The organism is Sinomicrobium halophytocola, assembly GCF_052983395.1.
On record NZ_JBRKIT010000043.1, the window covers coordinates 1 to 24,831 of the forward strand.

Sequence of the window (24,831 nt, forward strand, 5' to 3'; positions counted from 1 at the left end):
AGTTACGTTGACCGCTAACCGGGTTGCTTGTGAATTCATACACAATTGCTTAAGCGGCTAACCGGGTTATGTGGACCGCTAAAGGGAATGGGTTAGCGGTTAAAGGGATTCAGTTAGCGGCATACACAGTTACGTGGACCGCTAAAGGGAATGGGTTAGCGGTTAAAGGGATTCAGTTAGCGGCATACACAGTTACGTTGACCGCTAACCGGGTTGCTTGTGAATGCCTACGCAATTGCTTAAGCGGCTAACCAGGTTACGTTGACCGCTAAAGGGAATGGTTTAGCCGCTAACCCAAACCGGTTCGGCGTAAACGTAATCCCTTAAATGGCAAAAACGCAGGTCCGTTTTTTATCTCTTTTAATTAGGATTTTTCATGATTTTCCCGGACAGGAAAGCGTGGATCATTCTATGTTCGTTTTCAGCGCCAAAATATTTTTTATGAAGATTCGTATCGGTAGCGAAATTTTCAAAGAATTCAAGAGGGCCCACATAACGAATAAGCTTCCGCATACCCTCGTTAGCCATAGTATCCCTTTCTTCTTCAGTACTGTCGGGCATTAGTTTATGGCGAAGTTCTTTTATAATACGCCCCCTGGTCTTAAGTACCTCATCCAGAGAAACTTCGTAGCTCTTTCTATACTTTTCGAAAAGATAGTCTTCCAGTTCTGATTGTTCCATGGTTCACCATTTTTGTTTAAACGTATTCTAACAGGTTTTCACATACATTAGCCCCAATACTATAAACTATTCCACTAACTTCCGACATTCCATTATCATACTTTTTGCATTTTCCCAATCCTTACCGGCTATTTTATTAGTGACTCTAAGATTTTTAAAAATAATCCCATTCTCGGATATAGCAAAATTTTCGCCTTCTACCATCTTGGTATCGGGGGATTTCGTGCTTTATATTGTAATAAAATTTATTGTTGTCTTATAGCGTTATTCTCAGCAAGGCAGCGACAATTAAATATGTGCCATTATCCAGGTATGGTCGAAGCTCAATTTTTATTTTTTCCATAATCTTCCATAAATGGTTTCTTACTGTTTTTTCGGAAATCCCCAGTGTGGAAGCTATTTCTCCATTGTTTTTGCCTTCCTCCCTGGACAGCATGTAGATAGATTGTTTTTTGGGCGGTAGCCCTTTTACGATATTGTCTATTATTTTCTGATACTCCAAAGAAATCATACCAGCTTCAATAGGATTGTATTCTATACAAATGTTATTCCAGAGCTTTTCTTTGGATGTTTCCCGGCGAAATGTATCGCGCAGGTAATTCAGCGTTAAATTCCGGGCTATGGTAAAAAGATAGGAATCGAACGTTTCGGGTTTTATTTTTTCTTTTCCTTCCCATATCTTAATAAAAACTTCCTGAACAATTTCTTTAGTCGCATATTCCGATTTGGTATAGGAGAACACAAAACCAAACAGCTTTTTTCTATAGAACCGGTAAACGGTTTCGAAGGCATCACCGTTTCCGTCTTTGAGCGATTTGAGGACTTCCTCGCTTAATATTTGCTTATCCGGATGGTCCATATTATTAATCTAAAAGTTTTGGTTTTAAGTCTATTAAATTTACAAAATATTAATGTAAATGTAATGTTATTTCCCAAACTTCTCATTTTGACACTAAGTATCTCTCATTATTTTTTTAAGTGTAAAAAACACCCCCTCAGTCCGGAAATCTACCGGACACTACAGGAGGGAACCGGGGGTGTTTGATACCCGGAAACGGACAAAACCATTCCCGGATCCACAAGGCCGGTCGGGAAACCCGCCGCTAAACAAGAATTTTTGAGATAATAACAATCATCTTAATGGATTAAAAATTGTCTAAAAACACCCCTCGTCCGGCATAGAAACAGATGGGCGTGGAACTCAACTTATCACTTTTGAGGTACTGGCATACCTAACCACGAATAAGTGAGCCCACGCCCGGGTCGTGAGCACTTACACTTATCGTCTCGTGGTAAAGAAAAGTGCCAGTTTTCAAAAGTGAGACTCTAAGCGAATGCTTCTAATATTTTTCTATAAGAAGAATCGCAAAAATACGCCTTTCAATCTAAAGGCTAGAACAAATATAAATTATTTCAATGACATATTAGTCGTTGAAACGGCATTTTTTATTGGTTTCTTTTGATTGTATGATAGATGAGGAAAATATTTTACATTATACTACCTCAATTGAGATGGTACTCAAGGAACTAAGAAAAGAGAAGGGTATCTCTCAGGGTAAGGAAAAAGGATTATCTCAATCCGATGTAAATATTGATTTTGCCCAAAAGTATAAATTCAACATAAATATGGGCAGGTTCGAATCCACTCCCAACTTTGGGATGATAACATTAAAGTATCTCTGTGATTATTTCGGCATATCTATAGCAGATTTCTTCGAAAGAGTAATGAGCAAAAAGGAAGATGAAATTGTTGAGTTCCTAAAGGAGAAGGAAAGGAAGCGAAAAGAAAGAGAGAAAGCAAAAGAAAGGAAGAAATCAGAAAAAGATAAATCAAAAAATAAATGAATAGATTTATACATATAACTATTTCCAGGTCCTGCTTTCCATAGCGATATCCCCCTTATGTGTCGTAAAAATTTTAACCGCAACGTACGCAAAGAAGGCGCTACGGTAGCGAGGTGTTAGGCTATAGAATTCGATCGTATAAACTCTGCCAATCCTATTATTTAGAACTCTAGTCCTCCCCTGAGTTTGCAAAACAAAATATCCGACCGTTTCGCCTAAGAGAATTTATTATTTCCTAAAAATCATTTTGTTTTTTAACTTTTTTATATATTTATAACCGTATTATTCTAATCCTATGGATTAAATTAATACCGGTTCCCTCCTATTTGCTACCAAAAACAAAGGTTTCCTATTTGGTGTGTATTCTTGTGGTTTTACACTAAATGTATATGATGAAACATATGCTTTACGGTATTCCGCAAACAAACTTATATCCTGTATTGTATTTTTATAGAGTTTAATCACATTCACTAACTGATCAAGCTATAACATTATAATATAAAATCGTATGGCAAAATGTATTTTCTGCTTAACAACAGATAAGACTAAATTTAATACGAAAGAACATATATTACCCGAATCACTTGGTGGTGGTGATTGGGCTATTCTACCTGATGATCTTTTTTGCGATACCTGCCAAAACAAATTTGGCTCTACCATAGAGCAACAAGCACTGGCTGATTATCCTTTCATTAACATGCGGACGATCTTAGGGATTCCAACCAAAAAAAGAAAAGCTCCTTGGTTCAAGTATTGGGAAGGAGAATTATATGCTACTGGAAAACAAGGCAAAATAATTTATAATCCAAATGACTATTTCAAAAAATCCTTTGAATCTGGTCAAAAAATCATGACAATAGTTCCTGACATAACCAAAAAACCCAATATGATGTTAAGGACTCTATTGAAAATTGGACTCCAAGTGATTGCTGCCAATGATAGAAAACTTGTTTTCGAAGCTCGCTTTAATCCTACAAGAAAATTTGCTTTAACCGGAGAGAAAAAATTTCCGTGGTTTTATATTCAAAAAGAAAACCATAATCTGTTAAATCAATACATAAAGGGTATTATCTGGGAAGACGACCATTGCTTTATGGATGTGCATTATAATGATAATGGACTTGCTACTTTACATATGAGAACATATTACTTGGAATTTTTGGTTCCCTTAATTGAAAATGTTGTATTAGACTCACAACATAAATTCACTGAACCTTATGAAAAGGTTATAACAGTCTAATAGATTCAAAAACATAATGAGAAATATTATTTTTATTGGTGGAATTCATGGTGTGGGAAAAGGCACCTTATGTGAAGAATTATGTGAAAGATTTAATTTTCAACACCTTTCTTCTAGCGAAGTTTTGAAGTGGTCAGAAATAAGTGATAAGGCTAATAAAAGAGTAAAAAATTTTGACTCCACTCAAAACAGATTGATTAATGGATTACGTAAACTAATAAAAAAGGATGCAAAATATTTCCTTGACGGCCATTTTTGTCTTTTGGATTCAAAAGGAAAGCCTCAGAAAATTTCAGAGGAAACTTTTTATAAAATTGGCCCCATTGCAATAATAGTTCTTACTTGTGATATACAAACTATAATTGATAGATTAGAAAATCGGGATAACCAAAAATATAATCCTTCACTTATAGAAGATATGCAAAATATGGAAGTTGAATATGCAAAAGAGGTCTCTCAGAAGCTCAACGTACCATTTTTCAATATAGATAATGCTAATAACAAACTTTTTCTTAATTATTTAAAAACAATATGAGACTTTTAATCGATACCAATATTCTAATCCATCGCGAAGCAAGTCAAGTGCACAATGAAGACATTGGTTTACTTTTCAATTGGATAGACCGTCTACGATATGAAAAATGTGTTCATCCTTTATCAAAAGAGGAAATCAAAAATCATAAAGACGCAGAGGTAGTAAAAACTATGATGATAAAAATCGAAAATTATAATATTCTTAAAACAGAATCAACTGAAACGGACAAAATAACTCAACTAAGAAAAGTTGACATAACCAGAAATGATTTTATTGATACAAGCATTATCAAAGAAGTTTATAATGATAGAGTTGATTATTTAATTACCGAAGACAGGGGAATACATAAAAAGGCAAAATTTCTCGGAATATCAGAAAAGGTATTTAAGATTGATGACTTTTTGGAAAAATCAATAGCTGAGAATCCCGAATTTAAAGATTATCAGGTTTTAGCTGTCAAGAAGGAATATTTTGGCAATATCAATTTAGAAGATAATTTTTTTCGCTCATTCCTTGAAGATTACAAGGAATTTAGGGGCTGGTTTAATAGAAAAGCAGATAATATAGCATATGTATGTATTACGGACAATTTGGTTAGAGCATTCCTATATCTAAAAGTTGAAGAAATAAATAGTGAATTGTATAACGATATTCATCCGGCTTTCAAACCTAAAAAAAGATTAAAAATTGGTACCTTTAAAGTGACTTCAACAGGATTTAAGCTTGGAGAACGTTTCTTAAAGATTATTTTTGATAACGCATTACAATATAAAGTTGACGAAATCTATGTTACAATCTTTGCTAAAAGAGAAGAACAAATCAGACTTATTCATTTATTACAAGACTGGGGCTTTCTACATTGGGGGGAGAAAATTTCAGAAAATGGAAGTGAACAAGTTTTTGTCAGAATTTTTGAACCTAATTTTGATGTTAAAAATCCTAAAAGAACATATCCTTACATTTCACGTAAAAATAGAATCCTAATGGTTCCTATATACCCCGCTTATCATACAGAGTTATTGCCTGATTCCGTTTTAAACAATGAAATGCCAAATGATTACATCGAAAATGAACCTCATCGAAATGCTATCAAAAAGGTATATATATCAAGATCGTTTAATCGAAATTTATCCAAAGGAGATTTAATACTATTTTATAGAACTGGGGGATTCCATAAAAGTGTAATTACCACAATTGGAATTGTGGATACTATTCATAATAATATCAAAAACGAAAAACAATTTATCGAATTATGCAGAAAAAGGAGTGTTTTTAGTGGTGAAGAACTCAAAAAACATTGGAACTATAAATTTCCAAATGGTAAATGGGTTGCCCCATTCATCGTTAACTTTTTATACATTTACACTTTTCCTAAAAGACTAAATTTGGCAAGGTTAATTGCATTGGGAATAATTTCGGATATAAAGAGTGTACCGCGAGGATTCGAGCCAATTAGTCAAGAAAAGTTTGACTTAATAATTAAAGAATCAAAAACAGATGAAAGTTATTTTATCGATTAAACCTCAATTTGCTGAGAAGATTTTTGAAGGAACGAAAAAATTTGAATTTAGGAGAACTGTTTTTAAGAATCCAAAGGTAAATAAAGTAGTAGTTTATGCTTCAGCTCCCATAAGCAAAATAATAGGAGAATTTGAAATTGACACAATAATTCACCATGACATTGACTTTCTTTGGAGTAAAACATCAAATTTTTCAGGAATAAGTGTAGATTATTATATGCAGTATTTTACTGGTAAAAAAAAGGGATATGCAATTAAGGTAAAAAACCCAAAGAGATACAAAAATGAATTATGTATTAAAAAATCGTTTGGATTAGCACCTCCACAATCTTTCGCTTATTTAAAATAGGATTTACAACAAAATATCTTGACTTTCTGGTTATGTAAACAGAAAATTAAGGCAGTTTGATAATATTCTCTAAAGACAACTTACAAGTATTTTTCACATCAAAAGTATACAATAAAAAATGGACAGATCTCTAATGCTCGATCAAATAAAATATCATTATCTCTTTAAAAGGGATATTGACCTGGCAAAGCATTTGGGAATAAAGCCCCAGGTTTTGTCCAACTGGAGAAAACGAAATTCTTTTGATGCGGAACTTATTTATACAAAATGTAACGACCTGGATTCTTCCTGGCTATTAACGGGAGAAGGCCCTATGCTTAAGGACAGTACCAACGGTGCTCATCCGGTACATGAAGAAAGCAGCACGTACATACTACAGGAAAGGATCAGTGCCATGGAAGGACAGATCGAAGCACTGAAGCAGGCAAATTCAGCGCTTCGGGAAACCAACAGTACGCTACGGGAGACCAGGGAGATATTTAAAAAACGTATTGAGGAACTGGAATCCAGAAACAATATTCCCGATTCCGATTAGATTATTTATTCTTCCGCGTCTTTCCCGAAAATCCGGGAAAGGTATTATTTTTGTCAGATCAGTGCCTTCCACAAGTATATTATTATGATACAGCTACGAAGAACGGATTCTACAGACCGGGATTTTCTATATATGGTGAAATACCTCGATGAGGATCTCAGGGAAAGGGATGGCGAAGAGCACGCATTTTACGCTCAATATAATAAAACAGAGCTGATACGCTATGTAGTAGTTGCTTATTCAAATGATCAGCCCGTAGGTTGTGGAGCGCTGAAAGAATACAGTGCGGACACGGCCGAAATAAAAAGAATGTTCACTTCTGCGGAAAGCAGGGGAAAGGGTATTGCATCTTTGATCCTTAAGGAGCTCGAAAACTGGGCCTCGGAATTATCTTATGCGAAATGTATCCTGGAAACCGGCAAAAAACAACCGGAAGCTATCCGGTTATATCAAAAAAACGGTTATGTGATCATTCCCAACTACGGACAATATGCCGGGATCATAAACAGTTTGTGTTTTGAAAAGGCATTGTATTAACTGCTAATTTTTATTTGCAAATAAAAACATTGCGAACCTCCCTGTTTCATACCAAAGAAAAACCCCTTTCCATATGCAACAGAAAGAGGCTCTTATATTAATAAGGGATATTTTGCTTAGCTGTTAATCCCTCCTAAAAAATCGCTTATAAAATCCCCCACAGCACTTAGGGCTGCCTGCATATGTGCGGTAACAATGTTTACAATACCATTAAGTATTTCCAATACAGCACCCAGGTCCAAACCTCCGTTTATCTCACTGAGCTCGGTTTCGGTCAATTCCTTTACTTCATAATTTTCCAGATTCTTCATAATATCAAATCGTTTAGGTATAATTTATTTTAAAACTCCTACAGAACCAGCAAACCGGTCTGTATGAAAAAGCCGTATAAAATATACTCTTTCCTTTTAAGCTGTAGCTTACATGGGAACAGATTTCATACGGCTTTCTATCTTTAAACCTATCCGGGTTCCCGGAAACGGCTACAGGTCTACAACCCCGGTAATTACACCGAGAGTAAGTTCTACGATGCTTCCCACAACGGAAACAATCCCACCAACTACTCCGGTTACGGTACCGAGAACTCCAGTCACCAAGTCAAGAACTCCTCCAATGTCAAGACCGCCGTTAACTTCTTGTAATTCATTTGCGTTGAGTTCCTGAACTCCGTAATTTTCCAAACTTTTCATAATAAATAAGATTAAGTTAAACAAAAGATTTAAGGCTTAAAATACCGACCTGAACGGCCGGAAACACCATTTAGTTTTGCTAATTTAAGAACACTCACTGTATAAACCTTGCAGTTTAGAGATTTTATACTTAAAAAAGAAATCCAAAACTTATTTAAATGAAAGAATTTACCCTTAAAAAAATCTACTCTTCCTCTGAATTTTCGACAATATTTTTTTTTAACAGCGGATAATCGCCATAAAGGCTCACACCGGTAGTATCAAACGGAAATGTATTTTTATAAGTGGTATTTATTTTCGGCTGGTTGGCCCTGATCAAGGCGGCAGCCACTCTTTCCCTGTCTTCTTTAGGTACTGGTGTACAGCTAAAACAAAGCTGTTCTCCGGGTTTTAGCTGGTTTCTCCATATATACCGCTTTTCATGAATACGTACCTTCTCGTTGATATTATCCGCTTTTCCTATATAAATAAGATCGTTTATGGATACTTTTCCCTGATCACGATCGTGATAAAAGCTTTGTACTACATAAATACCGGAATATCTAGGCAGCCCTCTACTGTCCCCTTCTCTCCAGTAGCCCTTAAATTCCTGTTCAAATATTTTCTTTGCCATGGGGTTTGGTTATTTGGATTTTATCTCCAAACTTAAACCCATTATCGGATATTTCCTTACGGATTTCCATAATCCATAGTAAAAGCTGCCTTCAAAATAGTTTAGTTTGTATTTGTTTCATTGATATCATCCGGAGAAAACGAAACATCCTCAAGAGTACCCAAGCGGAACACTTTCCGATTCCGGATGTAACAAAAAAACACCTCATTTTTAAAGACAGCTTATACCTGCTTTTTGAATTAGCAAAACCTACAACAACCTTAGATCTTTCAGAATGGTTATAAGATGAACCGTAGTATTGGCATTAAAATCTTCTTTAAGTTCTTTCAATCGCTTTTCTATAGAACTTTTACTGCTTGGTGCTATACCTTCTTCCTTAAAACGGTTTTCTATCTGTTCCTGTGTGTAACCATTGGCCAGATAAGTAAGCAGCATCACTTCATATTCCCGGAGGGTCAGAAAATTTCTCCCTTTCAGAGCTGCCTCCACCCTGGGTGAAAGATAGGTTTTCCCTTCACATACCTTCCGGATAGCCCTTTCCAGGTCGGCCAGGCCATTTCTCCCTTTGCATGCATAACCTTGTATCTGCCCGCTGTTCCATAATGCCCTCACCATTTGCGGATGGTCTTCGATCGAATAAACAATGATCTGCAATTCGGGGAATTCACCGGCAAGAACAGAGATCAGCTCCTGTCCCGAAGTGATATGCTGCGTACGGTGATCGGGCTTAAAAGAAAGATCGCAAATCAGCAACTCAAAAGGAGTGCCGTCAAGTACGGCTTTTCTTGCTTTCAGGAGTGCATCGTCACAATACATAGCATGACATACCTCCGGTATACCCAGATTACGGAGTACAGAGGACAAGCCCTGGTTTATGCTGTCTATATCTTCGGCAACTAATATTTTCTTGAACATAGCACGTAAAAGATTAGTACGGTAACTGAATTTCGGCCTTGAAGCCCTTTCCGGTTTCAAAGGTAATGCTTCCTTTTACGAATAAAATACGGTTTTCCGTATTCCGAAGTCCATTTCCGTATTTTAACACATCGGCAGGTGCTCCCACACCATTATCTGAGTAGGTTATTTTCAGCACTTTAGAACTCTCTGAGAAGGTTATTCCTACTAATGTTGCCTTACTGTGTTTTTTCATATTGGTCATTAATTCCTGTAATACCCGGTATAAAACGATCTTCCTTTCCGTTGCTATTTTATGCCATGAAATGGTTTCGAGCCCCAGGATAACGATCTTCGTATTTCCCGGAGGGTAACTCCCCAACATAGAAGCCAGTTCTTCGGGAAAGACGGCCCCCGTGTCTATACTTATATTTTCTCTGGATATATCTCTCGTAAGCATATATATTCTTTCCAACCTGTCCAGTATTCCCTTGTTGGCTACATTTTCCTCCAGTTGCGTCATCACATGATAAATGCTGTTGGCCAGTTCATCGTGTACTCTTTTAGACAACCGGATCTCCGTATTATAAATCGCTTCCTGTTTTTCCCGGGCAACTCTTGCCTGGTCTCTTGTTTTTTTCAGAGAACTCCACAAATACCCGATTATGGCTATCCCGATCACCACGGTAAGCAATATGAGATTTTCTGTCCTCTCATTTTTCAACAGGATTTCCGCTTTCTCCTTTTCGGATTTATATTTCAACTTTTGCTGCTCTTCCCTGGTGTAATCGTATTTTATTTTGGTGAAAGCATTTTTTGCTCTTAATTTTGCCATTTCCAGACTGTCATTTAGCACCACATATTTTGAGGCATAAGATTGGGCATCTTCTTCCTCCGTAAGATAGATAAGCCTCTTTAAAGCATCTAACTGGTCTTCTATATTGTTATACGCTTTGGATACATCCAGATACTTTTTGGCATACATCAATGCCCGTGGACGGTCTGTAAGGTGATAAAATTCCGAAAGATGAGCATAACTTGCCTGCAGTCCCTCTACATCTCCCGCATCTAATCGCATCTGCAATGCGGCCTCCAGTTCAAAGGCTATATCCAGAGAAGGTTCTTTTAACCACCAGGCATGTGCCAGGTTATCCGTAATTCTCGCCTTTGTTTTGCGATGCATTCCTGCGGTATCTATAGAAGTCCATAATGCTATGGCAGACTCCAGGTTTCCCTTGTCTCTCTCCAGGAGGGCTATATTGTTCAAAATTGCAACGCTATCTGCAGCGGACGAAACAAATCTCAGGCTGTTGTCATATTCCCGGATGGCATTTTCATACAGCTTCTGTTTCCTGTAACTAATAGCAATACAATTATAAGCACTTGCTACATATTGCTTGTTCTTAATATCGTCCAGATAAATCAGGCTTTCCGTAGCACTCTCCTGGCTTCCCGAATAATCCCCCAAGCGTTCCTGCGATATCGCCATTTCCACCAACCGCATTCCTACCTGGGAACTATCCCCAATGGACTGGTAATACTTTTGGGATTCTATGGCATTTTTGAAACTCTCTTCCGGGTCGTTCAGGTATGCAAAAATTCTGCTTTTCCTGTAATAACCTTTGGCCAGATATAAGGTGTCCTTACTAAACCCGGCATATTTAATAAGCTCATCTGCATAATACCGTGAACTGTCATACTGCTTTATACTATTATGCAGGTATATTTTGCGGTATAGCCCTTTTAGTAACATGGAATCTTTGCCTCGTGTACCGTATGCCAGGGACCGGTTTATATAAAAGAGTTTTTCATCGGTCGGTATTTTACTTTCTCTTGAAAGCTCGTAAAAATATACTGAAGAATCTACCTCGGACTGCCGGGATATCCTTGAGGATTTCACAGGTATGTCACACCCGGAATTACACAATATTATGGTAATAAACGGTACTAGAAGAAAAAATCTCATGGGGTTGTTTTGGTCTAATCCCCAAATTAACAAAAAATAAAAAGCCGCAAACATTTCGCGGCCTTTATTGTCAATTTTTTTTAATCGTCTTCGGATTCAGGTGGTATTATGTGTTCATCCTCACCTCCCGAACCCTGCGTATCGTACAGGGCCTCATTATCTGCCGTATCATTATACGTACATGAAACCAGTGATAAACTGCTGATAATGAGAAATGCGGTAATAAAGAGTAATCTTTTCATAACTGAACAAAATTTTGGATTAAACAAAGAGGGTATCGTCCGGGCAAGGGGCCCGGGATTCCGGAGACGGCTCAACTACCGGTCCTGCAGTGACCGATGGAGAAAGCGCTCCTTTCGTTTCATGGGAAGTAGAATCCTTAATGCAGCGGCAAGAGACCACTTCCCCCGGACTATAGCCGGCCGCATTGTGGATTTCCGTAAAGACAGGCCCTTTTCTTTTGTTATGTTAGCTACGTCTAAAAGAGAAAAAGACCGTTACGCTTGCGAAGTAAGAACAACAGCAGCTAAAGATCCCGGACAAAGCCCTGACATCTTTTTGACAATACGGGGACAAAACCGGATACACTGAAACAACCTGAAAACAAAACCATTACACCTTAAATACATCAGACATGGAAAATTGGATTCAAAACCTTATGGAGTCCGTATTCGACAAAATAGATAAAAGGTGCGTTGAAGTATCCACTAGCGGAAAGGCCAGGTATCTCGCACTAAAAATGGAAGAAGACTACGGATTTTTGTTAAGCGAAAGGAACATCACCAGATACTACAAAGGATATATCAGCAGGGAAATAAAGAAAATCAAACCCAATAGGGCAACACTTGATGCCCTGGCCGGATATCTGGGGTATTCCGGTTTTGAAGATTTTGTGCAGCAAAACGAAAGCAGGGAAGACGAAGTATTACGTAAATTATCCGGGCGGATCAGAAAGTTACACCGCAATATTATATTCAGCCTTATCATCAATATTCTCCTGATTGGCGGACTCCTGTTTTTCATATCCAGGTATTACAAGAAAAACTGTATGATCTGGATAAATGACCACTATGAAAAAATAAGGTGCTCCGGCCTGGAACTGGAAACCGGCTTAAATGAAGATGTGCTGCAAAAGTTTAAAAAAAATACAAATAACTGATAGTACGATCTTTTTTCATGAAGGAAAGGCTATGCTGTGGTATACGGTCTACAAAGGCAAGACAGAATTCTTTACATTTCCTTGGATACACCCCATTAGTAAGGACGCATTAGTTCCCGTAACGGCAGAAATGGCGGAAAGCTATGCCACAAAAAAACAGGACTCCATAAAGAAAAAATGATGTCGGCTACGGCAACTCCTGTTCAATTGAGCCCAAAATACAGTTATAGAACTCATTCTACCTGATATTAGAATTAGTTCTACACGTCCGGAAAAGCCATAAACCCGAAAATATTCTAATTTCACCCCGCTCTTAAACCCGGAAAAGTATCGTGAGAACCTATTATTTATTAAGTTGATGAGAAGAATATTAACTCTTGCAGGAATTGTAATATCTACCTACTCCACGACTACTATTTTAGGCTATTTACTAGAGTATCACCCTATAGCCGGTAATGAAGCAGGTTATGTATGGGGAAATTTTATCTTGTTGCTCATAGGCTTCGTACTCCTGCTTTACGCTAGGGGTATAGCAAAAAAGTAAGCCGAAGCTATACAGCATACAAGCATATCAGCATTGCAAACAACCAACCGTTGATTCCTGGTATCCCGGAGCAGGTTTTTTGGGAAATTTGACCGCCCTGCAAATATCTGTTCAATAAGCAGGGAATAGCTTCGGGATATTTAGGGATTACAAATAACCCCTGTATTGTTAATATATAATTTGTTATATGGGCAAAATAATAGCTATTGCAAATCAAAAAGGAGGTGTGGGAAAAACTACCACATCTGTAAACCTTGCCGCTTCCCTGGGGGTTCTGGAAAAGAAAGTACTACTTATAGATGCCGATCCCCAGGCCAATGCCACATCCGGGCTCGGTATTTCCGTAGACGACGTGGAGACTGGCACCTACCAGTTACTGGAGCACACCGTAAAGGCCAAAGATGCCGTGATAAAAACTAAATCCCCGAATCTGGACCTCATCCCGGCACATATAGACCTCGTAGCCATAGAAATTGAACTTGTAGATAAGGAAAAAAGGGAATACATGTTCAGGAAAGCGCTGCAGGGCATGGAAGACCAGTACGATTATATCTTGATCGATTGTGCTCCGTCACTCGGATTGCTTACGCTTAATGCACTTATTGCTGCACATTCGGTTATCATACCTATTCAATGCGAATATTTTGCCCTCGAAGGACTGGGAAAACTGTTAAGTACCATTAAAAGTGTTCAGAAAATACACAATCCGCAACTGGATATAGAAGGAATGTTATTTACGATGTATGATTCCAGGTTACGCTTGTCCAATCAGGTAGTAGAGGAGGTCAGGCAGCACTTCAGCGAAATGATATTCGACACCATTGTACAACGAAATATACGTTTGAGCGAAGCTCCGAGTTACGGTGAAAGCATCATCAATTATGATGCGTCAAGCAAAGGGGCGGTAAGTTATCTCAATCTTGCCCATGAAATTATCAGTAAAAGCAATACCGAAGAAAAACAATTCTAAAGAACATCTTCTTTTCCACTCCTCTTTATTTTGCCGGCCTGTTTGCTTTTGCTACAGGCCGTATTTTTAAACGACTATTCGCGGGAGAATTCTTTTCGCCATAACAACCTCTCATTAAAACTAGAACTCCGTGGCTAAGAGAAGGGTTCTGCCAATAAAGTAAAAACAAATCGAAATTCCCGGTTCCAAGGGAAGATTAGCGGAGACCCTGACTTTCTTCAACAATTCTCCGCTTCTTTTAGAATACTGAACCCAGCAATTATCCACACGACCACGACATATGTGAATACATATAAAATTTTCTTCTCCGGAAAGCGCAAATGCCTGCATGGCTATATCCCGCAACAGGTCGTTTGCCTCAAAAAGAGAGATCACATATTTCACACCATCAGTATAATAAAACGGGAAATCGGGGTGCATATACAATTTACCCGAGCTTTTGAAAGCCTCTATATGCTTCCGGATAATGGTATTCTTATTTTCAATTGATTGACGTTGAAGTGTTACTTCCATAAATTTCAAACGAGTTTTACCCGGCAAACGGAAACGGTGTTATTCCGGAATTCTATTTCGAGGTACATTTTGTATGGTAGGCTTTTCAGGTCCCGTACAAAATATTTCCAATGGTCCACATAATAATGATTGTATTCATCTCCTAAAAGTTCCATGATCTCTTCTTTAGATTTCGACAACAAAACCCCTCCTTCCAATATACTTTTCAGATGGGATATCCGTTGGTCCCTGCTATCTTTCCACAACGAACTTTCAAAAGAACAGTGCCGGACCCGCAATGCAAGCATGACATATTTACAAAATAATGACATCTCTTAATTTTTTACTGTCTATCAAAGTCTTATGGTTCACATTTAAAAGTTGTCTCAAGCTTATGCCCTCCGTAATTTTATTTTGTTTCCGATAAAAACACCTGAAATCAGGAAGAACATTTCTATATTTGCAGTCTCAGTAACCTCGGTGAAAACAGCCCTCCCGGGAGTTTGGTAAAACGACCTGGGGCGGACTGTTCTAAACACTTGATTATGATATTAGGAAACGCTTATTAACGTTGATATAAAATTAAAAGGACTATGTCACATTCCCGTTAAAAAAGTTGTAGAACTAATACATGCCGTATGTAGAATAAATTCGTTTCATACATAGAACAAGTTCTATAGACAACCCGCAATTTTATAAGTATTTTTTTGTATAATTGTACACCCCAAAGCGTTTGTTTATAACTTACTTTATTTCAGGACCTTATTATGGTTTTATAGTCTATATAATCTATAAAACGAATGTTTTTCATGCCTGATTAACAAATTTTTAGACCTGCAGTTTTCACATAATCTTTTTAGAATTCCCCTCTGATTCTAATGCGACTTACGTTGACCATCGTTTTTAGTTTACTTCACCTTATCTCCTATTGCAATCAAATTCGCAATCTTCCGAATAAAGACTATGGTATTAACTGGTATACGGACAGTGACGGGTTACCCCAAAACAGTGTTAAACAGATATTTAAAGATCCTTATGGATTCATCTGGCTCCTCACTCAAAACGGGCTAGTCCGCTATGACGGAAGAAACTTTCGGGTATTCAACTCCAAAAACACCTCTATACATAACAACAGGATGATGTATGCCCTTGGAAAACCGGCAAAAGACAGCATATTTGTTTATAATGACTTCGGTGAAGCCCTTTTAATATCTCAAAGGAATGCCAGAACCCAGGAACAAAATATCACGGACTTACCCTATTCCCTGGTTTCAACACCGGAAATTAATAGTACCGATAGCGCATACATCCGCAAAAAAAAACATATAATCCCGGCATCCGGAAGCGACTACTATATTATTGGTCATGATACGGTTACCCATCACAACGACAAAACCTCAGAAACATCGGATATTTATTTCCCGCACAATTCTTCCGGCTATTTTTTCACTATAGGCAGTAGCTTATATTATCTCGAAAAGAACGGGAAATACACCAGGATACATGACGGAAAGACTTTTCATGCAAAAACGGAAGTCCCGACCGGAGATGAAAATATTACCGGAATCATCTATAACACGATTTCCCGGCAAACATTTGTGCATACCCGGAAAAACTTATATCTCCTGCAAATAAAGAAGTCCAAATTACACCTGGAGGAGATACTTTCGGATTTCGATTTTGGTCCTGATAACAGTATATTTTCCGCCTATTATGACTCTTACCTGAAAATCATCTATCTGGGCAGTAAAACAAAGGGGTTGGGAATTATCAAAAAGCATAATTTCAAAAGTGTAAATACATGGAATACGGACAGGGTACAATATGCCCTCACCAATTACACTTCCAATAAAATACTGACCGCTACAGGCGCCATTATCAATGTGGGTAGTATTGCCGGAAAAAAACTGGATGCTCCATGGGATAGCGATAAGCACAGTTTGATGATGGATAAGCAGGGGGACATATGGACCAAAAACCAGAACCATCTGTACCGTTTCCGCAAAGAGACCAATTATCAGGAGTTTCGACAATGGGTCCTGCCATATCCGATAGAACAACTCTATAAAGGGGTCGACGACAAAATATGGATAGCTATGCACCTTAACAATGATAAACGCAAGGCATCAGAAAGTTCATTGTACTACCTGGATTCCGCAGACCCGAAGTGCGTTCCAAAACCTTACAAAAAATTAAGTTTCAGTGTTCAATATATGTTACAGACCACGGACTCCACCCTCTGGCTAGGAAGTCTGAAGGGGCTGTATAAAATAAACCTGACAACAGGCAGACCAGATAATGTAAACGGACTGAACAACAAACAGGTGACAAGCCTGTACGCTTCAGCTCCCGACGAAATATGGATTACTACTTCCACAAAAGGTATATTCCTTTACAAAAACGGGGTGCTTACGGGTTTTCCACCGGACAGGAAAGGATATATGCTTTCTTCTCATTGTATTGTCGAAGATAACGAAGGGTACTTATGGATCTCAACCGGCAAGGGGTTGTTTCAGGCATCAAAGAAAAAGATGCTGGACTATGCTTCCGGAAAAATGAAACAGGTATATTATCATTATTACGACAAGAGTTCCGGTTTCCTTTCCAACGAATTCACGGGCGGATGCGAACCCTGCGGTATTAAACTAAAAAATGGTCATATGGCACTTCCGTCTCTCAACGGCATTGTTATATTCGATCCCAAAAAGGTTAGACCAGAACTTCCTAACGGAACCATTTATATAGACGAAGTAAGGACAGTAGAGGGCTTACTCCCGGTAGATCAGGACACTTTAATGCTTAATCGCAATTTTGGACGGGTACACATACACCTGGCTACCCCATATTATGACAATCCCTACAATCTTAACATGGAATTTAAACTGGAAGATGAAAATACCAAAAACTGGGAGTATATAGAAGACGGCCAGACCATAACCTTCTCACAATTACCTCCCGGACAACACACACTTGTTATACGAAAAATGAACAGTTTTTACTCGTATTACATCAATAAGAGAATAACGTTGGTAGTACCTCCTTACTTCTGGGAAACCGATTGGTTTTACGTATTGCTATGCCTGGCTATTCCGGTAGTTATTTTTTACAGCGTCAAACTACGTATTAAATATGTTCGTTATAAAAATGCACTGCTCAAAAAGAAAATAATAGAAAGTACGCGGCACCTGCGAAACACTATACGCACCCTCAGAATAACCAAGGACAAACTAAAACAACAAACCGCCATACAGGAAAAACTCATCGCTTCGATCAGCCATGACATCCGTAGTCCTCTTCGTTTTATGGTAGATACCGGAGAGTATCTTTATGCCAATTACGACACCGGAAATAAAAAAATGATACGCGAGGGTATACGTTCTATGTATACCGCTTCCGTAAAAATACATGAATTCATCAGCGAAATTCTCGATTACAGCAAAGCCCGGATGTACGAAGGCATAGGGAACACATCTCGCGAAAGTTATGATCTACAACATCTCATTGGAGAAAAAATATCGCTTTTTACAGAAATAGCTAATTCACAAAGGACCAGGATATACAACTACGTCCCTTATAATTTCACCACATTGGTCAACAAGCATTTGCTCTCTATAATTATCCATAACCTCCTGGACAATGCGGTTAAAAACACACACAACGGCAAAATAACCCTCTACGCTTTTATCCGCGAAAAAAAATTGCGTATTGTCATAGAAGATACCGGTAAGGGTATTACCCAAAAGCAACTACAGTACTACCAATCGCTTGTAAATCCGCGTGAAGAGCAGCACATTTCTCTGGACACTCCAAGTAAAAGCCTCGGAATTAAAATCATATTGGATCTTCTTATCATTCTAAACGGTAAGATAGACATTAAAAGTACCATAAATAAAGGAACGCGGATCACCCTGATTTTCCCTATGGAAGACCAGTAAAATCAGACTGGTGAAAAAATCCGGTTGTCTCATCAAAACCCGAAAAAACACACTTCATTCACCGTAGGTTTATTAAAAAACATGCACAAATCCAACTCATACATAAAAATGCCTTAGAAGCAAAAAAACAGTGCCTCTCCGAGGAAAGGCACTGTTACAAATTATCACACTTAAATATAAAAAGACATCAGTTCGTCCATATATCTTCTTCGTATCCCCTTATCTTATCCTTTATTCGCTCTCCTTCCAATAACTGGAACAAAGAATTTTCTACTATATAATCTTTTATAGGCCTGTCTCCATGAACATTGTCCTCTTTATAGATTGTAGCATTAAACCTCCTGGTGTTCAATATCGTATCGAATGAAAGAGGGGCTGCCGAATTCCGGTTGTTAAAAGTTTTGGCCTCATGGAGGATTTGTCTGGCACTAGGGTACCACACCCAGAACAGCTCCACAAGGTTAGACCCATCGTCGGTTTCCGAATCTATGAAGTTTACATCCGGTGCTACAGGCGCTATGGCCAGCAAGCGGTACTTCAGTTCACCCTGGCGTTTGTCAAAATACCAGACCCCTTTGATGCGATATTCCACAATATCGGCCGCACTGATATCTCTTTTATCAATATACTCCGGCGATACCTGCTCTCCTGCATTCAACTGTTCGTATCCCATATCGGTAGTATCGATCTTGGAAAGCGTAGCCTCCAGGGCTTTAAATTCCCTTTTTTCCGTAAAATAGGAATCAACATAAATATCTTCCAGCTTACCTTCTTTTATGGCATCTACCAGGACGTCATAAAGAGATTTTCTGTTTGATTCCCTTATCGGTTCTATGGGATAATAGAGCGAAAAATTCACTCTTTCGTTCAAATCAATAACTTCCCAGGTCGTTTTAGTCCACATAACGTCTCTGTCATCTACGTAACCGTAGTCCATCGGGGCATCGTTGTCCGCCTCCTTTTGCCTGTCTGTCTTCACCCCGATCTCTTCGGGTTTCTTGGCATTGAGAAGGTTAGCCTGCCCGATGGAAACATGAGACCAAATAGCACAAACCAAGGAAAGTGGGATAGTAACTCTCCAATTCATATATTTCTGTTTTTATGTTAGTTCAGATGGGTAACCGCACAGGACCGGGGGTCATATGCTACTCTTCGCGAGAGCAGCATAAAGAAACCCCGGATGTGGATTATATGATAATTAATGCTTATACTAGTTGGTAAGCTGGATAACTACCGGTGATACTTTCTTTAACTTGTACCCGGTATTTCCAGTAATATAAGCCTCTATGTCAAATACTTGAACAGCATCACCTCTCCTTGCTCTTTTCAGTGCATTTCTGGCTGCTCCGTCCAGTTTATTACCCCTTACGGAAATCGTTGGTTGTCCAGGAACCTTAAACTTGAATCCCCTGATGCCCAAGCCAAGATCAAAGTCAAAATCTTCCAACACTGCTCCTACAGTAGAAACTTCCAGGCTGGATCTCGGCATACTTACCTCACCGGATTCTCCCCGTATGGTTCCGGAAGGTCTCGGTACATCCTTAATACGGAATTCGGAAGTTGTACTGATGCGTTGCCCGTCAGGCAGCGTACCACTGGCTGTAATATTCACAGTTCTTCCCGATCCCGGGTTCATGGTATATTTACTACCGGAAACTCTTGATAATCCCGTAGCAGATGCAGACACTTTATTGTCTGGTATCCCGGGTATGGATATGGTAATGGGATTGGAAACACCACGATATACCACATTCATTTTATCCGCGGAAATAACAGCAGCGTTAGGTTTGGTTATTGTTGCAAAAGTGGAAGAAACCCGTACCTCAACAGGTTCGTCGTTCTGCATAAACACCAATTTCCCTTCCAGTTTATGATCCCCCGGGCTACCCGAGCTTACTTTAAGTTTTACTTTCCCTCCGTCCAGGCTATAATCGTTCTCAGACAATTTTTTCCCGTCCAGAAAAAGTTCTACTTCGTGTGGTTTTGTAGTTGCATCCGTCCTCCCCAGAACAATAGACCCGTCAAAAGTCTCTCCCTGGTAATAGGCAGATTTAGGTTGCTCGAGCAATGTGGTATAATTTGTCATAGATACCTCACTGCTCAACTCTTCTCCGAGCATTGCCCCGAAAACATCACTTTCCGTAGTTTTGATGTCCGACTGTATCTGGGTGATCTTGGTCAGGGAAGCTACCAAGGGGAATCCTTCGAAGTTGTAATTCAACCAATCTATTTTGACCCCGTCCCTGTTTTCCGCCTTTCCATTATCCCCGGTTGAAAATCGTTCTGCAACGGAACTTTTTATTTCATTAAAATTTTCACCGAGGGCCTCTACTACGGTCTCCCTGTAGTTGTTCATTTGGTCTACGAACTCCTGCCCTTCTTCAGTGTAATTACCTCCTCCTTTAAAGAATTTTTTATCCAGGAACTTGGGCTGGTCCATCTTTTCATAATCCCTTTTATCCTTAAGGTTTTCCGTCATTTCCGTCTTCAGCCCTTCGAGATAAGCATAATAATCGGTAGAAACTTCCTTTACACGGTTCGCTTTTTCCAGTACGGGCTGGTACCGGTCCGGTTTTTCGCTTGCCAGTCTCGACAGCCCCTCGAGTGCGGCTGCATTATCTGTAGTAGCTTTAACATTGGAAGCTTCGAGTTTCTCATTCAACAGGCCAAATGCGGACAACACCTCTTTCCCCATATTTATAGCCAGCATGGCAATAAATACAAGATACATGAGGTTTATCATCTTTTGACGTGGTGATAAATTATTTCCTGCCATGTCTAATTAGTTTTGATTTTTGGTTTTGGGGTTACTAATTAGCGTTTGATCATAGCAGATAACATTCCTCCGTAAACATTGTTCAGAGAAGATAAGTTCGAAGTAAGAGACTCCATTTGTTCTTTTAGCCTTCCTGCGTTATTAGCTACTTCATCATTAATAGCTGCCTGCCTGCTGGTACTTTCCAATTGTACTTTATACAAACTGTTAAGTGATTCCATCTGTGCCGCTGCAAGAGAAAGTTCTTCACTATATTTTTTCGTAGAAGAAATAGCGTCTACTGTAGGTGCCATATTTTTTGCGGCTCCCTCAAAGTTTCGTATGCTGTGTCCCAAACTGCTCATCAACTCCGCATCGATTTTTGCATCTTTCAACAAGGTGTCCAGTTTCCTGGAGAGCATCCCTTCGGCTTCAGCTGCATCTTCCTGGCTTTTCTTTTCCTTTTTTCTGGCTTCTCCCCCGTCGAGTTCGGGGTACACCAGGCTCCAGTCCAATTCTTCTTCTACCGGTTCAAAAGCTGAAATAGCGAATATAAGCGCTTCCGAAACAAGCCCTATGGCCAGGAGTACGGTTCCGTCCAAAAAACCGAGTTCCCAGTGGTTCAGCTTGAATAGTGCTCCCAAGATCACGATGGAGGCTCCAAGGCCATAGGCCATATTGAACAGCTTTTTACTAGATTTAGATTTTGCCATAATGGTAATAGTTGATTTGTAATATATTTAGTTAAAAGTTCAGAGATAAACTTTGGATCTAGCGACCTATTTCACTGGTTCCCATATAATCTTGTACCGTACGGAAGCCTATATAACTCCGGGCGGAATCCTGATATTCGAAATCACGTGTACTGACCTGTAGAAAATAAGCAACATCCTTCCAGGAGCCCCCGCGGATCACCTTCCTCTTATTCCGCTCGTCATAAGCATTGGGGTTCATTGTAGAGGCATAATCATAAGAATTGGGATCATAAGCAGAGTTTGTCCACTCCGAAACATTACCTGCCATATTGTACAATCCGTAATCATTGGGTTGATAGGATTTGGCCTCTACGGTATATAAAGCGTCATCGGAGGCATAGTCTCCCCTGTTCGGCTTAAAGTTGGCCAGGAAACAACCTCTTTCGTCTATTAGATATGGACCTCCCCACGGATAGGTTCCGGACTCCAGACCTCCCCGGGCAGCGTATTCCCACTCTGCCTCAATCGGAAGACGGAACTGGTTGACAAAACCTTGTCCCCTGGATTTCTGAAAATCATTCTTGTATTTGGTCCTCCAGTTGCAAAAGGCCTTTGCCTGTTTCCAGGACACTCCCACTACCGGGTATTCACTGTACGCATCATGCCAGAAATAATCATTATGCATGGGTTCGTTATAGGAATAATAAAAGTCTTTGATCCAAACGGTAGTATCCGGGTAGATCATTAACTCTTCGGTCTTCAGAAAATCCTTCCGGCTGCCTTTCTTCATTTTGGCAGCAGCCTGAATATCCATCCAGGTGTATTTATATTTTAACTGGGTAACATCTATAGTACGATATCCGTTATAAGACTCTTCCATAGAAAGGTACATAGAGTCCATAACTTCGGTGTAGTATTCGTCCGGATATTTGGATGTATCCCAAATAAGCCTGGTTTTTTTGTTCAGCATCCTTCCTTCATAACCGGTTTCTCCCATTCCTCCATAATTTTCCAGCATATACTTGTCATAAACCGTCAGCTTAGAAGTATCCGCATCATCGAAAGCATAGTCTCCCAGACCGCCATCATCCGGGGTAAGCCCTTCGTAATCGGCGAGAATAGCGAGTTTCGTACGGACTATAGAATCTTTCACCCATTCCACGAATTGTCTGTATTCGCTATTGGTAATTTCGGTTTCGTCCATGTAAAACGACCTTACCGTAACAGTTTTGGTAGGGGCATTCATTCCACCGGCCACATCCGATTCGGATTTTCCCATAATGAAAGAACCTCCGGGAACCAGAGTCATTCCATAAGGTTTCTCCGGATGCCATCGTTTTCCGCCTACTCCAACCAGTTCTCCCCTGTCTTTTTTACCACAACTATAAAGAAACAATACCAGGGTTATAACAAACAATAGTCTTTTCATTCGTTTTTTCGGTTAATTATAGTTTAAAAAATTCGAGCATACCTACTTCCTTCAATTATCCGGAACTTTTTTGCCAGATGTTTATGTTCTATATTCAAAAGGCACCCTTTACCGGAAATTACCCAAGAGCTGTTTTCTTATACGCCTTCCACCAACGTTCGGGAACGACTTCACTACAGGCGTCTAAATAATCTTTGTGGGTGCATGGTAATAACGTATGTCTTTTCAATTTATTATTCATCTCTCCAAGAATCGGCACTTCTATCCACCACCTTCCGGAGATATCACTTTTATAAAAACACAGTTCCTGATCTTCCATAGCCACTATGTATTTCTCGTAACTCTCTGTTCCAATAAACGGATAATCTTTTTTCCTGAAGTTGTATCCTTCCATAAAATACCAGAGCAGCTGTGCTGCCAGCTGAGCATTCATTCGGGTGTTTCTGTTCTCGTAAATACCAAATACAGAAACCTTATCGCTGATCCCCGCATACCTGGCTATGGCACAGATTTCACGACCGTCAAAGCCGTTCGGATAAGTGTCGGGAGCATTGCCCAGGTCGGCTGCTCTTATCGCTGTCATATCCACGCTTACCACATCGGCATCGCGAAAAACAGGTTCCGCCAGGGTAATATCTCCGGTCACGGCACCAAGCCTGTAAGCATCAAAGAACAGTTTTTCCATCAGGTCTATTTCTTCCTGAGCATTGAAATAGGTCTGGTATCCCAGATTGCAGAAATTAAAAAGATTGTTCGGTTGTTCCACGATTATCTTGCTCATGTACGAATTGGAAGAAATGAGCTCTTCAGACGAACCGAAATCAAACTTACTGTCCACTGCTACGAGGTTAACCATTTGTTCGAGTTTGTCAAAAGCGCGGTAAGTGGCGTATGTAATATCCTGACTTCCTCCTATGATAATAGGGACCGTATGATTTTTTACCAGGTGCTCCACCACGGTTTTTACGGCGAAATAGGTATCTTCTACCGTTTCTCCGGGCTCTATATTTCCCAGGTCTACAATGTTGCTTCCCCAGTTTCCGGTAAAAAGCTGATACAATTGTATTCTTATTTCATTCAGGTCCGGCCGGTCCATGGCCTGAATCGATGCGTTCCTGGTTTCGTTGACCCCGATTATTGCCAGTTGCACATCATCCAATTCCGGAACTCCGTCTTTTTCGGTATGAATGCTAATATACTTCCCTATAGTTTGCCGGGATAGCAGTTGACTATGCGCTAAAACCACCGTACTTACCGGGGACAAAAACTCAAAATCCATACAGTCTGTATCTTTCGAAGATTGGGTTTATCCAGCCAAAGCTGTTTTTTTCTTAATCATTCTTTTTTATATCACAGGCACATACCATCCCACACAGCACTCGTCATCATTCACATCAGGTGGAAAAGAAAGCCGGAATATACGAAAATGTTCCTGTAAAAAACCAACA

Annotated in this window: 27 protein-coding genes; 12 read left to right on the plus strand and 15 right to left on the minus strand. The window is 39.4% G+C overall.

Annotated features, from left to right (window positions below):
- Window positions 1-360: 360 nt before the first annotated feature.
- Together ACVBDY_RS20060 and ACVBDY_RS20065 are read right to left on the minus strand one after the other, a co-directional pair.
- A complete protein-coding gene (locus tag ACVBDY_RS20060) occupies window positions 361-681 on the minus strand; it encodes a hypothetical protein (RefSeq protein WP_447177254.1) in 321 nt (106 codons plus the stop codon).
- A 256-nt stretch (window positions 682-937) separates the two neighbouring features.
- Complete coding sequence (locus ACVBDY_RS20065) at window positions 938-1,540, minus strand: RNA polymerase sigma factor (RefSeq protein ID WP_447177255.1); 603 nt, start codon at window positions 1,538-1,540, stop codon at window positions 938-940.
- A gap of 608 nt (window positions 1,541-2,148) precedes the next feature.
- Between ACVBDY_RS20065 and ACVBDY_RS20070 the strand changes: the two genes are divergently transcribed.
- The 7 genes from ACVBDY_RS20070 to ACVBDY_RS20100 all read left to right on the plus strand — a co-directional run bounded on the left by ACVBDY_RS20070 (window position 2,149) and on the right by ACVBDY_RS20100 (window position 7,242).
- Window positions 2,149-2,526, plus strand: a complete 378-nt coding sequence (locus tag ACVBDY_RS20070) for a hypothetical protein (RefSeq protein WP_447177256.1) — start codon at window positions 2,149-2,151, stop codon at window positions 2,524-2,526.
- A 508-nt stretch (window positions 2,527-3,034) separates the two neighbouring features.
- Window positions 3,035-3,766, plus strand: coding sequence for an HNH endonuclease (locus tag ACVBDY_RS20075; RefSeq protein WP_447177257.1), 732 nt, complete (start codon window positions 3,035-3,037; stop codon window positions 3,764-3,766).
- Between the two features lie 16 nt (window positions 3,767-3,782).
- Window positions 3,783-4,301: an ATP-binding protein gene (locus ACVBDY_RS20080; RefSeq protein WP_447177258.1), complete on the plus strand. Its 519-nt coding sequence runs from the start codon at window positions 3,783-3,785 to the stop codon at window positions 4,299-4,301.
- Entirely contained in the window at window positions 4,298-5,821 is a 1,524-nt protein-coding gene (locus ACVBDY_RS20085) for a hypothetical protein (protein ID WP_447177259.1), read from the plus strand. Before ACVBDY_RS20080 ends, ACVBDY_RS20085 begins: the two co-directional genes overlap by 4 nt.
- A complete protein-coding gene (locus ACVBDY_RS20090; RefSeq protein WP_447177260.1) occupies window positions 5,799-6,170 on the plus strand; it encodes an ASCH domain-containing protein in 372 nt (123 codons plus the stop codon). The genes ACVBDY_RS20085 and ACVBDY_RS20090 overlap by 23 nt, the downstream gene beginning before the upstream one ends.
- A 118-nt stretch (window positions 6,171-6,288) precedes the next feature.
- Window positions 6,289-6,705 (plus strand): helix-turn-helix domain-containing protein, encoded by a 417-nt coding sequence (locus ACVBDY_RS20095; RefSeq protein WP_447177261.1) that lies wholly within the window; start codon window positions 6,289-6,291, stop codon window positions 6,703-6,705.
- 84 nt (window positions 6,706-6,789) lie between these two features.
- Window positions 6,790-7,242: a GNAT family N-acetyltransferase gene (locus ACVBDY_RS20100; RefSeq protein WP_447177262.1), complete on the plus strand. Its 453-nt coding sequence runs from the start codon at window positions 6,790-6,792 to the stop codon at window positions 7,240-7,242.
- Between the two features lie 116 nt (window positions 7,243-7,358).
- On the opposite strand, the gene ACVBDY_RS20105 is transcribed toward ACVBDY_RS20100, so the two are convergent.
- From ACVBDY_RS20105 to ACVBDY_RS20130, 6 genes are all read right to left on the minus strand, one after another.
- On the minus strand, window positions 7,359-7,553 hold the full coding sequence (locus tag ACVBDY_RS20105) for a bacteriocin (protein WP_447177263.1): 195 nt from the start codon (window positions 7,551-7,553) through the stop codon (window positions 7,359-7,361).
- A 171-nt stretch (window positions 7,554-7,724) separates the two neighbouring features.
- Window positions 7,725-7,931 carry a hypothetical protein gene (locus tag ACVBDY_RS20110; RefSeq protein WP_447177264.1) on the minus strand — a complete coding sequence of 69 codons (207 nt, stop codon included), beginning with the start codon at window positions 7,929-7,931 and terminating at the stop codon, window positions 7,725-7,727.
- 184 nt (window positions 7,932-8,115) lie between these two features.
- Window positions 8,116-8,544, minus strand: a complete 429-nt coding sequence (locus tag ACVBDY_RS20115) for a GIY-YIG nuclease family protein (protein ID WP_447177265.1) — start codon at window positions 8,542-8,544, stop codon at window positions 8,116-8,118.
- Window positions 8,545-8,793: 249 nt separating this feature from the next.
- Window positions 8,794-9,459, minus strand: coding sequence for a DNA-binding response regulator (locus ACVBDY_RS20120; RefSeq protein WP_447177266.1), 666 nt, complete (start codon window positions 9,457-9,459; stop codon window positions 8,794-8,796).
- A 13-nt stretch (window positions 9,460-9,472) separates the two neighbouring features.
- Window positions 9,473-11,404: a tetratricopeptide repeat-containing sensor histidine kinase gene (locus tag ACVBDY_RS20125; protein ID WP_447177267.1), complete on the minus strand. Its 1,932-nt coding sequence runs from the start codon at window positions 11,402-11,404 to the stop codon at window positions 9,473-9,475.
- A gap of 80 nt (window positions 11,405-11,484) precedes the next feature.
- The gene (locus ACVBDY_RS20130) at window positions 11,485-11,646 is read right to left on the minus strand and encodes a hypothetical protein (RefSeq protein ID WP_447177268.1); all 162 of its coding nucleotides are present in this window, start codon (window positions 11,644-11,646) and stop codon (window positions 11,485-11,487) included.
- A gap of 121 nt (window positions 11,647-11,767) precedes the next feature.
- Between ACVBDY_RS20130 and ACVBDY_RS20135 the strand changes: the two genes are divergently transcribed.
- The 4 genes from ACVBDY_RS20135 to ACVBDY_RS20150 all read left to right on the plus strand — a co-directional run bounded on the left by ACVBDY_RS20135 (window position 11,768) and on the right by ACVBDY_RS20150 (window position 14,077).
- Window positions 11,768-11,995 (plus strand): hypothetical protein, encoded by a 228-nt coding sequence (locus ACVBDY_RS20135; RefSeq protein ID WP_447177269.1) that lies wholly within the window; start codon window positions 11,768-11,770, stop codon window positions 11,993-11,995.
- Between the two features lie 43 nt (window positions 11,996-12,038).
- Window positions 12,039-12,563, plus strand: coding sequence for a hypothetical protein (locus ACVBDY_RS20140; RefSeq protein WP_447177270.1), 525 nt, complete (start codon window positions 12,039-12,041; stop codon window positions 12,561-12,563).
- 358 nt (window positions 12,564-12,921) lie between these two features.
- Window positions 12,922-13,107, plus strand: a complete 186-nt coding sequence (locus ACVBDY_RS20145) for a hypothetical protein (protein ID WP_447177271.1) — start codon at window positions 12,922-12,924, stop codon at window positions 13,105-13,107.
- Window positions 13,108-13,294: 187 nt separating this feature from the next.
- Window positions 13,295-14,077 (plus strand): ParA family protein, encoded by a 783-nt coding sequence (locus tag ACVBDY_RS20150; protein WP_447177272.1) that lies wholly within the window; start codon window positions 13,295-13,297, stop codon window positions 14,075-14,077.
- A 120-nt stretch (window positions 14,078-14,197) separates the two neighbouring features.
- Here the strand turns inward: ACVBDY_RS20150 and ACVBDY_RS20155 are convergent, their stop codons facing one another.
- Together ACVBDY_RS20155 and ACVBDY_RS20160 are read right to left on the minus strand one after the other, a co-directional pair.
- Entirely contained in the window at window positions 14,198-14,590 is a 393-nt protein-coding gene (locus ACVBDY_RS20155; RefSeq protein ID WP_447177273.1) for a DUF6876 family protein, read from the minus strand.
- Window positions 14,591-14,595: 5 nt separating this feature from the next.
- Window positions 14,596-14,901 (minus strand): hypothetical protein, encoded by a 306-nt coding sequence (locus ACVBDY_RS20160; protein WP_447177274.1) that lies wholly within the window; start codon window positions 14,899-14,901, stop codon window positions 14,596-14,598.
- A gap of 546 nt (window positions 14,902-15,447) precedes the next feature.
- Here ACVBDY_RS20160 and ACVBDY_RS20165 point away from each other — a divergent pair.
- Window positions 15,448-18,504, plus strand: coding sequence for a ligand-binding sensor domain-containing protein (locus ACVBDY_RS20165; protein WP_447177275.1), 3,057 nt, complete (start codon window positions 15,448-15,450; stop codon window positions 18,502-18,504).
- A 187-nt stretch (window positions 18,505-18,691) separates the two neighbouring features.
- Here ACVBDY_RS20165 and porN read toward each other — a convergent pair whose 3' ends face one another.
- From porN to ACVBDY_RS20190, 5 genes are all read right to left on the minus strand, one after another.
- Window positions 18,692-19,591, minus strand: coding sequence for a type IX secretion system ring subunit PorN/GldN (gene porN / locus ACVBDY_RS20170; RefSeq protein ID WP_447177276.1), 900 nt, complete (start codon window positions 19,589-19,591; stop codon window positions 18,692-18,694).
- Between the two features lie 123 nt (window positions 19,592-19,714).
- Entirely contained in the window at window positions 19,715-21,280 is a 1,566-nt protein-coding gene (gene porM, locus ACVBDY_RS20175) for a type IX secretion system motor protein PorM/GldM (protein ID WP_447177277.1), read from the minus strand.
- A gap of 38 nt (window positions 21,281-21,318) precedes the next feature.
- On the minus strand, window positions 21,319-21,972 hold the full coding sequence (gene porL / locus ACVBDY_RS20180) for a type IX secretion system motor protein PorL/GldL (RefSeq protein ID WP_447177278.1): 654 nt from the start codon (window positions 21,970-21,972) through the stop codon (window positions 21,319-21,321).
- Window positions 21,973-22,030: 58 nt separating this feature from the next.
- Entirely contained in the window at window positions 22,031-23,383 is a 1,353-nt protein-coding gene (gene porK / locus ACVBDY_RS20185) for a T9SS ring complex lipoprotein PorK/GldK (RefSeq protein ID WP_447177279.1), read from the minus strand.
- A gap of 118 nt (window positions 23,384-23,501) precedes the next feature.
- Window positions 23,502-24,662 carry a formimidoylglutamase gene (locus ACVBDY_RS20190; protein WP_447177280.1) on the minus strand — a complete coding sequence of 387 codons (1,161 nt, stop codon included), beginning with the start codon at window positions 24,660-24,662 and terminating at the stop codon, window positions 23,502-23,504.
- Window positions 24,663-24,831 lie beyond the last annotated feature (169 nt).

What these genes read in the sequence shown, in the direction of transcription:
- ACVBDY_RS20080 (WP_447177258.1), top strand. Translation starts at nt 3,783, where the DNA reads ATGAGAAATATTATTTTTATTGGTGGAATTCATGGTGTGGGAAAAGGC.
- ACVBDY_RS20095 (WP_447177261.1), top strand. Translation starts at nt 6,289, where the DNA reads ATGGACAGATCTCTAATGCTCGATCAAATAAAATATCATTATCTCTTT.
- ACVBDY_RS20190 (WP_447177280.1), bottom strand. Translation starts at nt 24,662, where the DNA reads ATGGATTTTGAGTTTTTGTCCCCGGTAAGTACGGTGGTTTTAGCGCAT.
- ACVBDY_RS20155 (WP_447177273.1), bottom strand. Translation starts at nt 14,590, where the DNA reads ATGGAAGTAACACTTCAACGTCAATCAATTGAAAATAAGAATACCATT.
- ACVBDY_RS20115 (WP_447177265.1), bottom strand. Translation starts at nt 8,544, where the DNA reads ATGGCAAAGAAAATATTTGAACAGGAATTTAAGGGCTACTGGAGAGAA.
- porM (WP_447177277.1), bottom strand. Translation starts at nt 21,280, where the DNA reads ATGGCAGGAAATAATTTATCACCACGTCAAAAGATGATAAACCTCATG.
- ACVBDY_RS20135 (WP_447177269.1), top strand. Translation starts at nt 11,768, where the DNA reads ATGGGAAGTAGAATCCTTAATGCAGCGGCAAGAGACCACTTCCCCCGG.
- ACVBDY_RS20110 (WP_447177264.1), bottom strand. Translation starts at nt 7,931, where the DNA reads ATGAAAAGTTTGGAAAATTACGGAGTTCAGGAACTCAACGCAAATGAA.
- ACVBDY_RS20130 (WP_447177268.1), bottom strand. Translation starts at nt 11,646, where the DNA reads ATGAAAAGATTACTCTTTATTACCGCATTTCTCATTATCAGCAGTTTA.
- ACVBDY_RS20120 (WP_447177266.1), bottom strand. Translation starts at nt 9,459, where the DNA reads ATGTTCAAGAAAATATTAGTTGCCGAAGATATAGACAGCATAAACCAG.
- ACVBDY_RS20140 (WP_447177270.1), top strand. Translation starts at nt 12,039, where the DNA reads ATGGAAAATTGGATTCAAAACCTTATGGAGTCCGTATTCGACAAAATA.
- ACVBDY_RS20150 (WP_447177272.1), top strand. Translation starts at nt 13,295, where the DNA reads ATGGGCAAAATAATAGCTATTGCAAATCAAAAAGGAGGTGTGGGAAAA.
- ACVBDY_RS20075 (WP_447177257.1), top strand. Translation starts at nt 3,035, where the DNA reads ATGGCAAAATGTATTTTCTGCTTAACAACAGATAAGACTAAATTTAAT.
- ACVBDY_RS20160 (WP_447177274.1), bottom strand. Translation starts at nt 14,901, where the DNA reads ATGTCATTATTTTGTAAATATGTCATGCTTGCATTGCGGGTCCGGCAC.
- ACVBDY_RS20060 (WP_447177254.1), bottom strand. Translation starts at nt 681, where the DNA reads ATGGAACAATCAGAACTGGAAGACTATCTTTTCGAAAAGTATAGAAAG.
- ACVBDY_RS20090 (WP_447177260.1), top strand. Translation starts at nt 5,799, where the DNA reads ATGAAAGTTATTTTATCGATTAAACCTCAATTTGCTGAGAAGATTTTT.
- ACVBDY_RS20100 (WP_447177262.1), top strand. Translation starts at nt 6,790, where the DNA reads ATGATACAGCTACGAAGAACGGATTCTACAGACCGGGATTTTCTATAT.
- porL (WP_447177278.1), bottom strand. Translation starts at nt 21,972, where the DNA reads ATGGCAAAATCTAAATCTAGTAAAAAGCTGTTCAATATGGCCTATGGC.
- ACVBDY_RS20085 (WP_447177259.1), top strand. Translation starts at nt 4,298, where the DNA reads ATGAGACTTTTAATCGATACCAATATTCTAATCCATCGCGAAGCAAGT.
- ACVBDY_RS20065 (WP_447177255.1), bottom strand. Translation starts at nt 1,540, where the DNA reads ATGGACCATCCGGATAAGCAAATATTAAGCGAGGAAGTCCTCAAATCG.
- ACVBDY_RS20125 (WP_447177267.1), bottom strand. Translation starts at nt 11,404, where the DNA reads ATGAGATTTTTTCTTCTAGTACCGTTTATTACCATAATATTGTGTAAT.
- ACVBDY_RS20145 (WP_447177271.1), top strand. Translation starts at nt 12,922, where the DNA reads ATGAGAAGAATATTAACTCTTGCAGGAATTGTAATATCTACCTACTCC.
- ACVBDY_RS20105 (WP_447177263.1), bottom strand. Translation starts at nt 7,553, where the DNA reads ATGAAGAATCTGGAAAATTATGAAGTAAAGGAATTGACCGAAACCGAG.
- ACVBDY_RS20165 (WP_447177275.1), top strand. Translation starts at nt 15,448, where the DNA reads ATGCGACTTACGTTGACCATCGTTTTTAGTTTACTTCACCTTATCTCC.
- porK (WP_447177279.1), bottom strand. Translation starts at nt 23,383, where the DNA reads ATGAAAAGACTATTGTTTGTTATAACCCTGGTATTGTTTCTTTATAGT.
- porN (WP_447177276.1), bottom strand. Translation starts at nt 19,591, where the DNA reads ATGAATTGGAGAGTTACTATCCCACTTTCCTTGGTTTGTGCTATTTGG.
- ACVBDY_RS20070 (WP_447177256.1), top strand. Translation starts at nt 2,149, where the DNA reads ATGATAGATGAGGAAAATATTTTACATTATACTACCTCAATTGAGATG.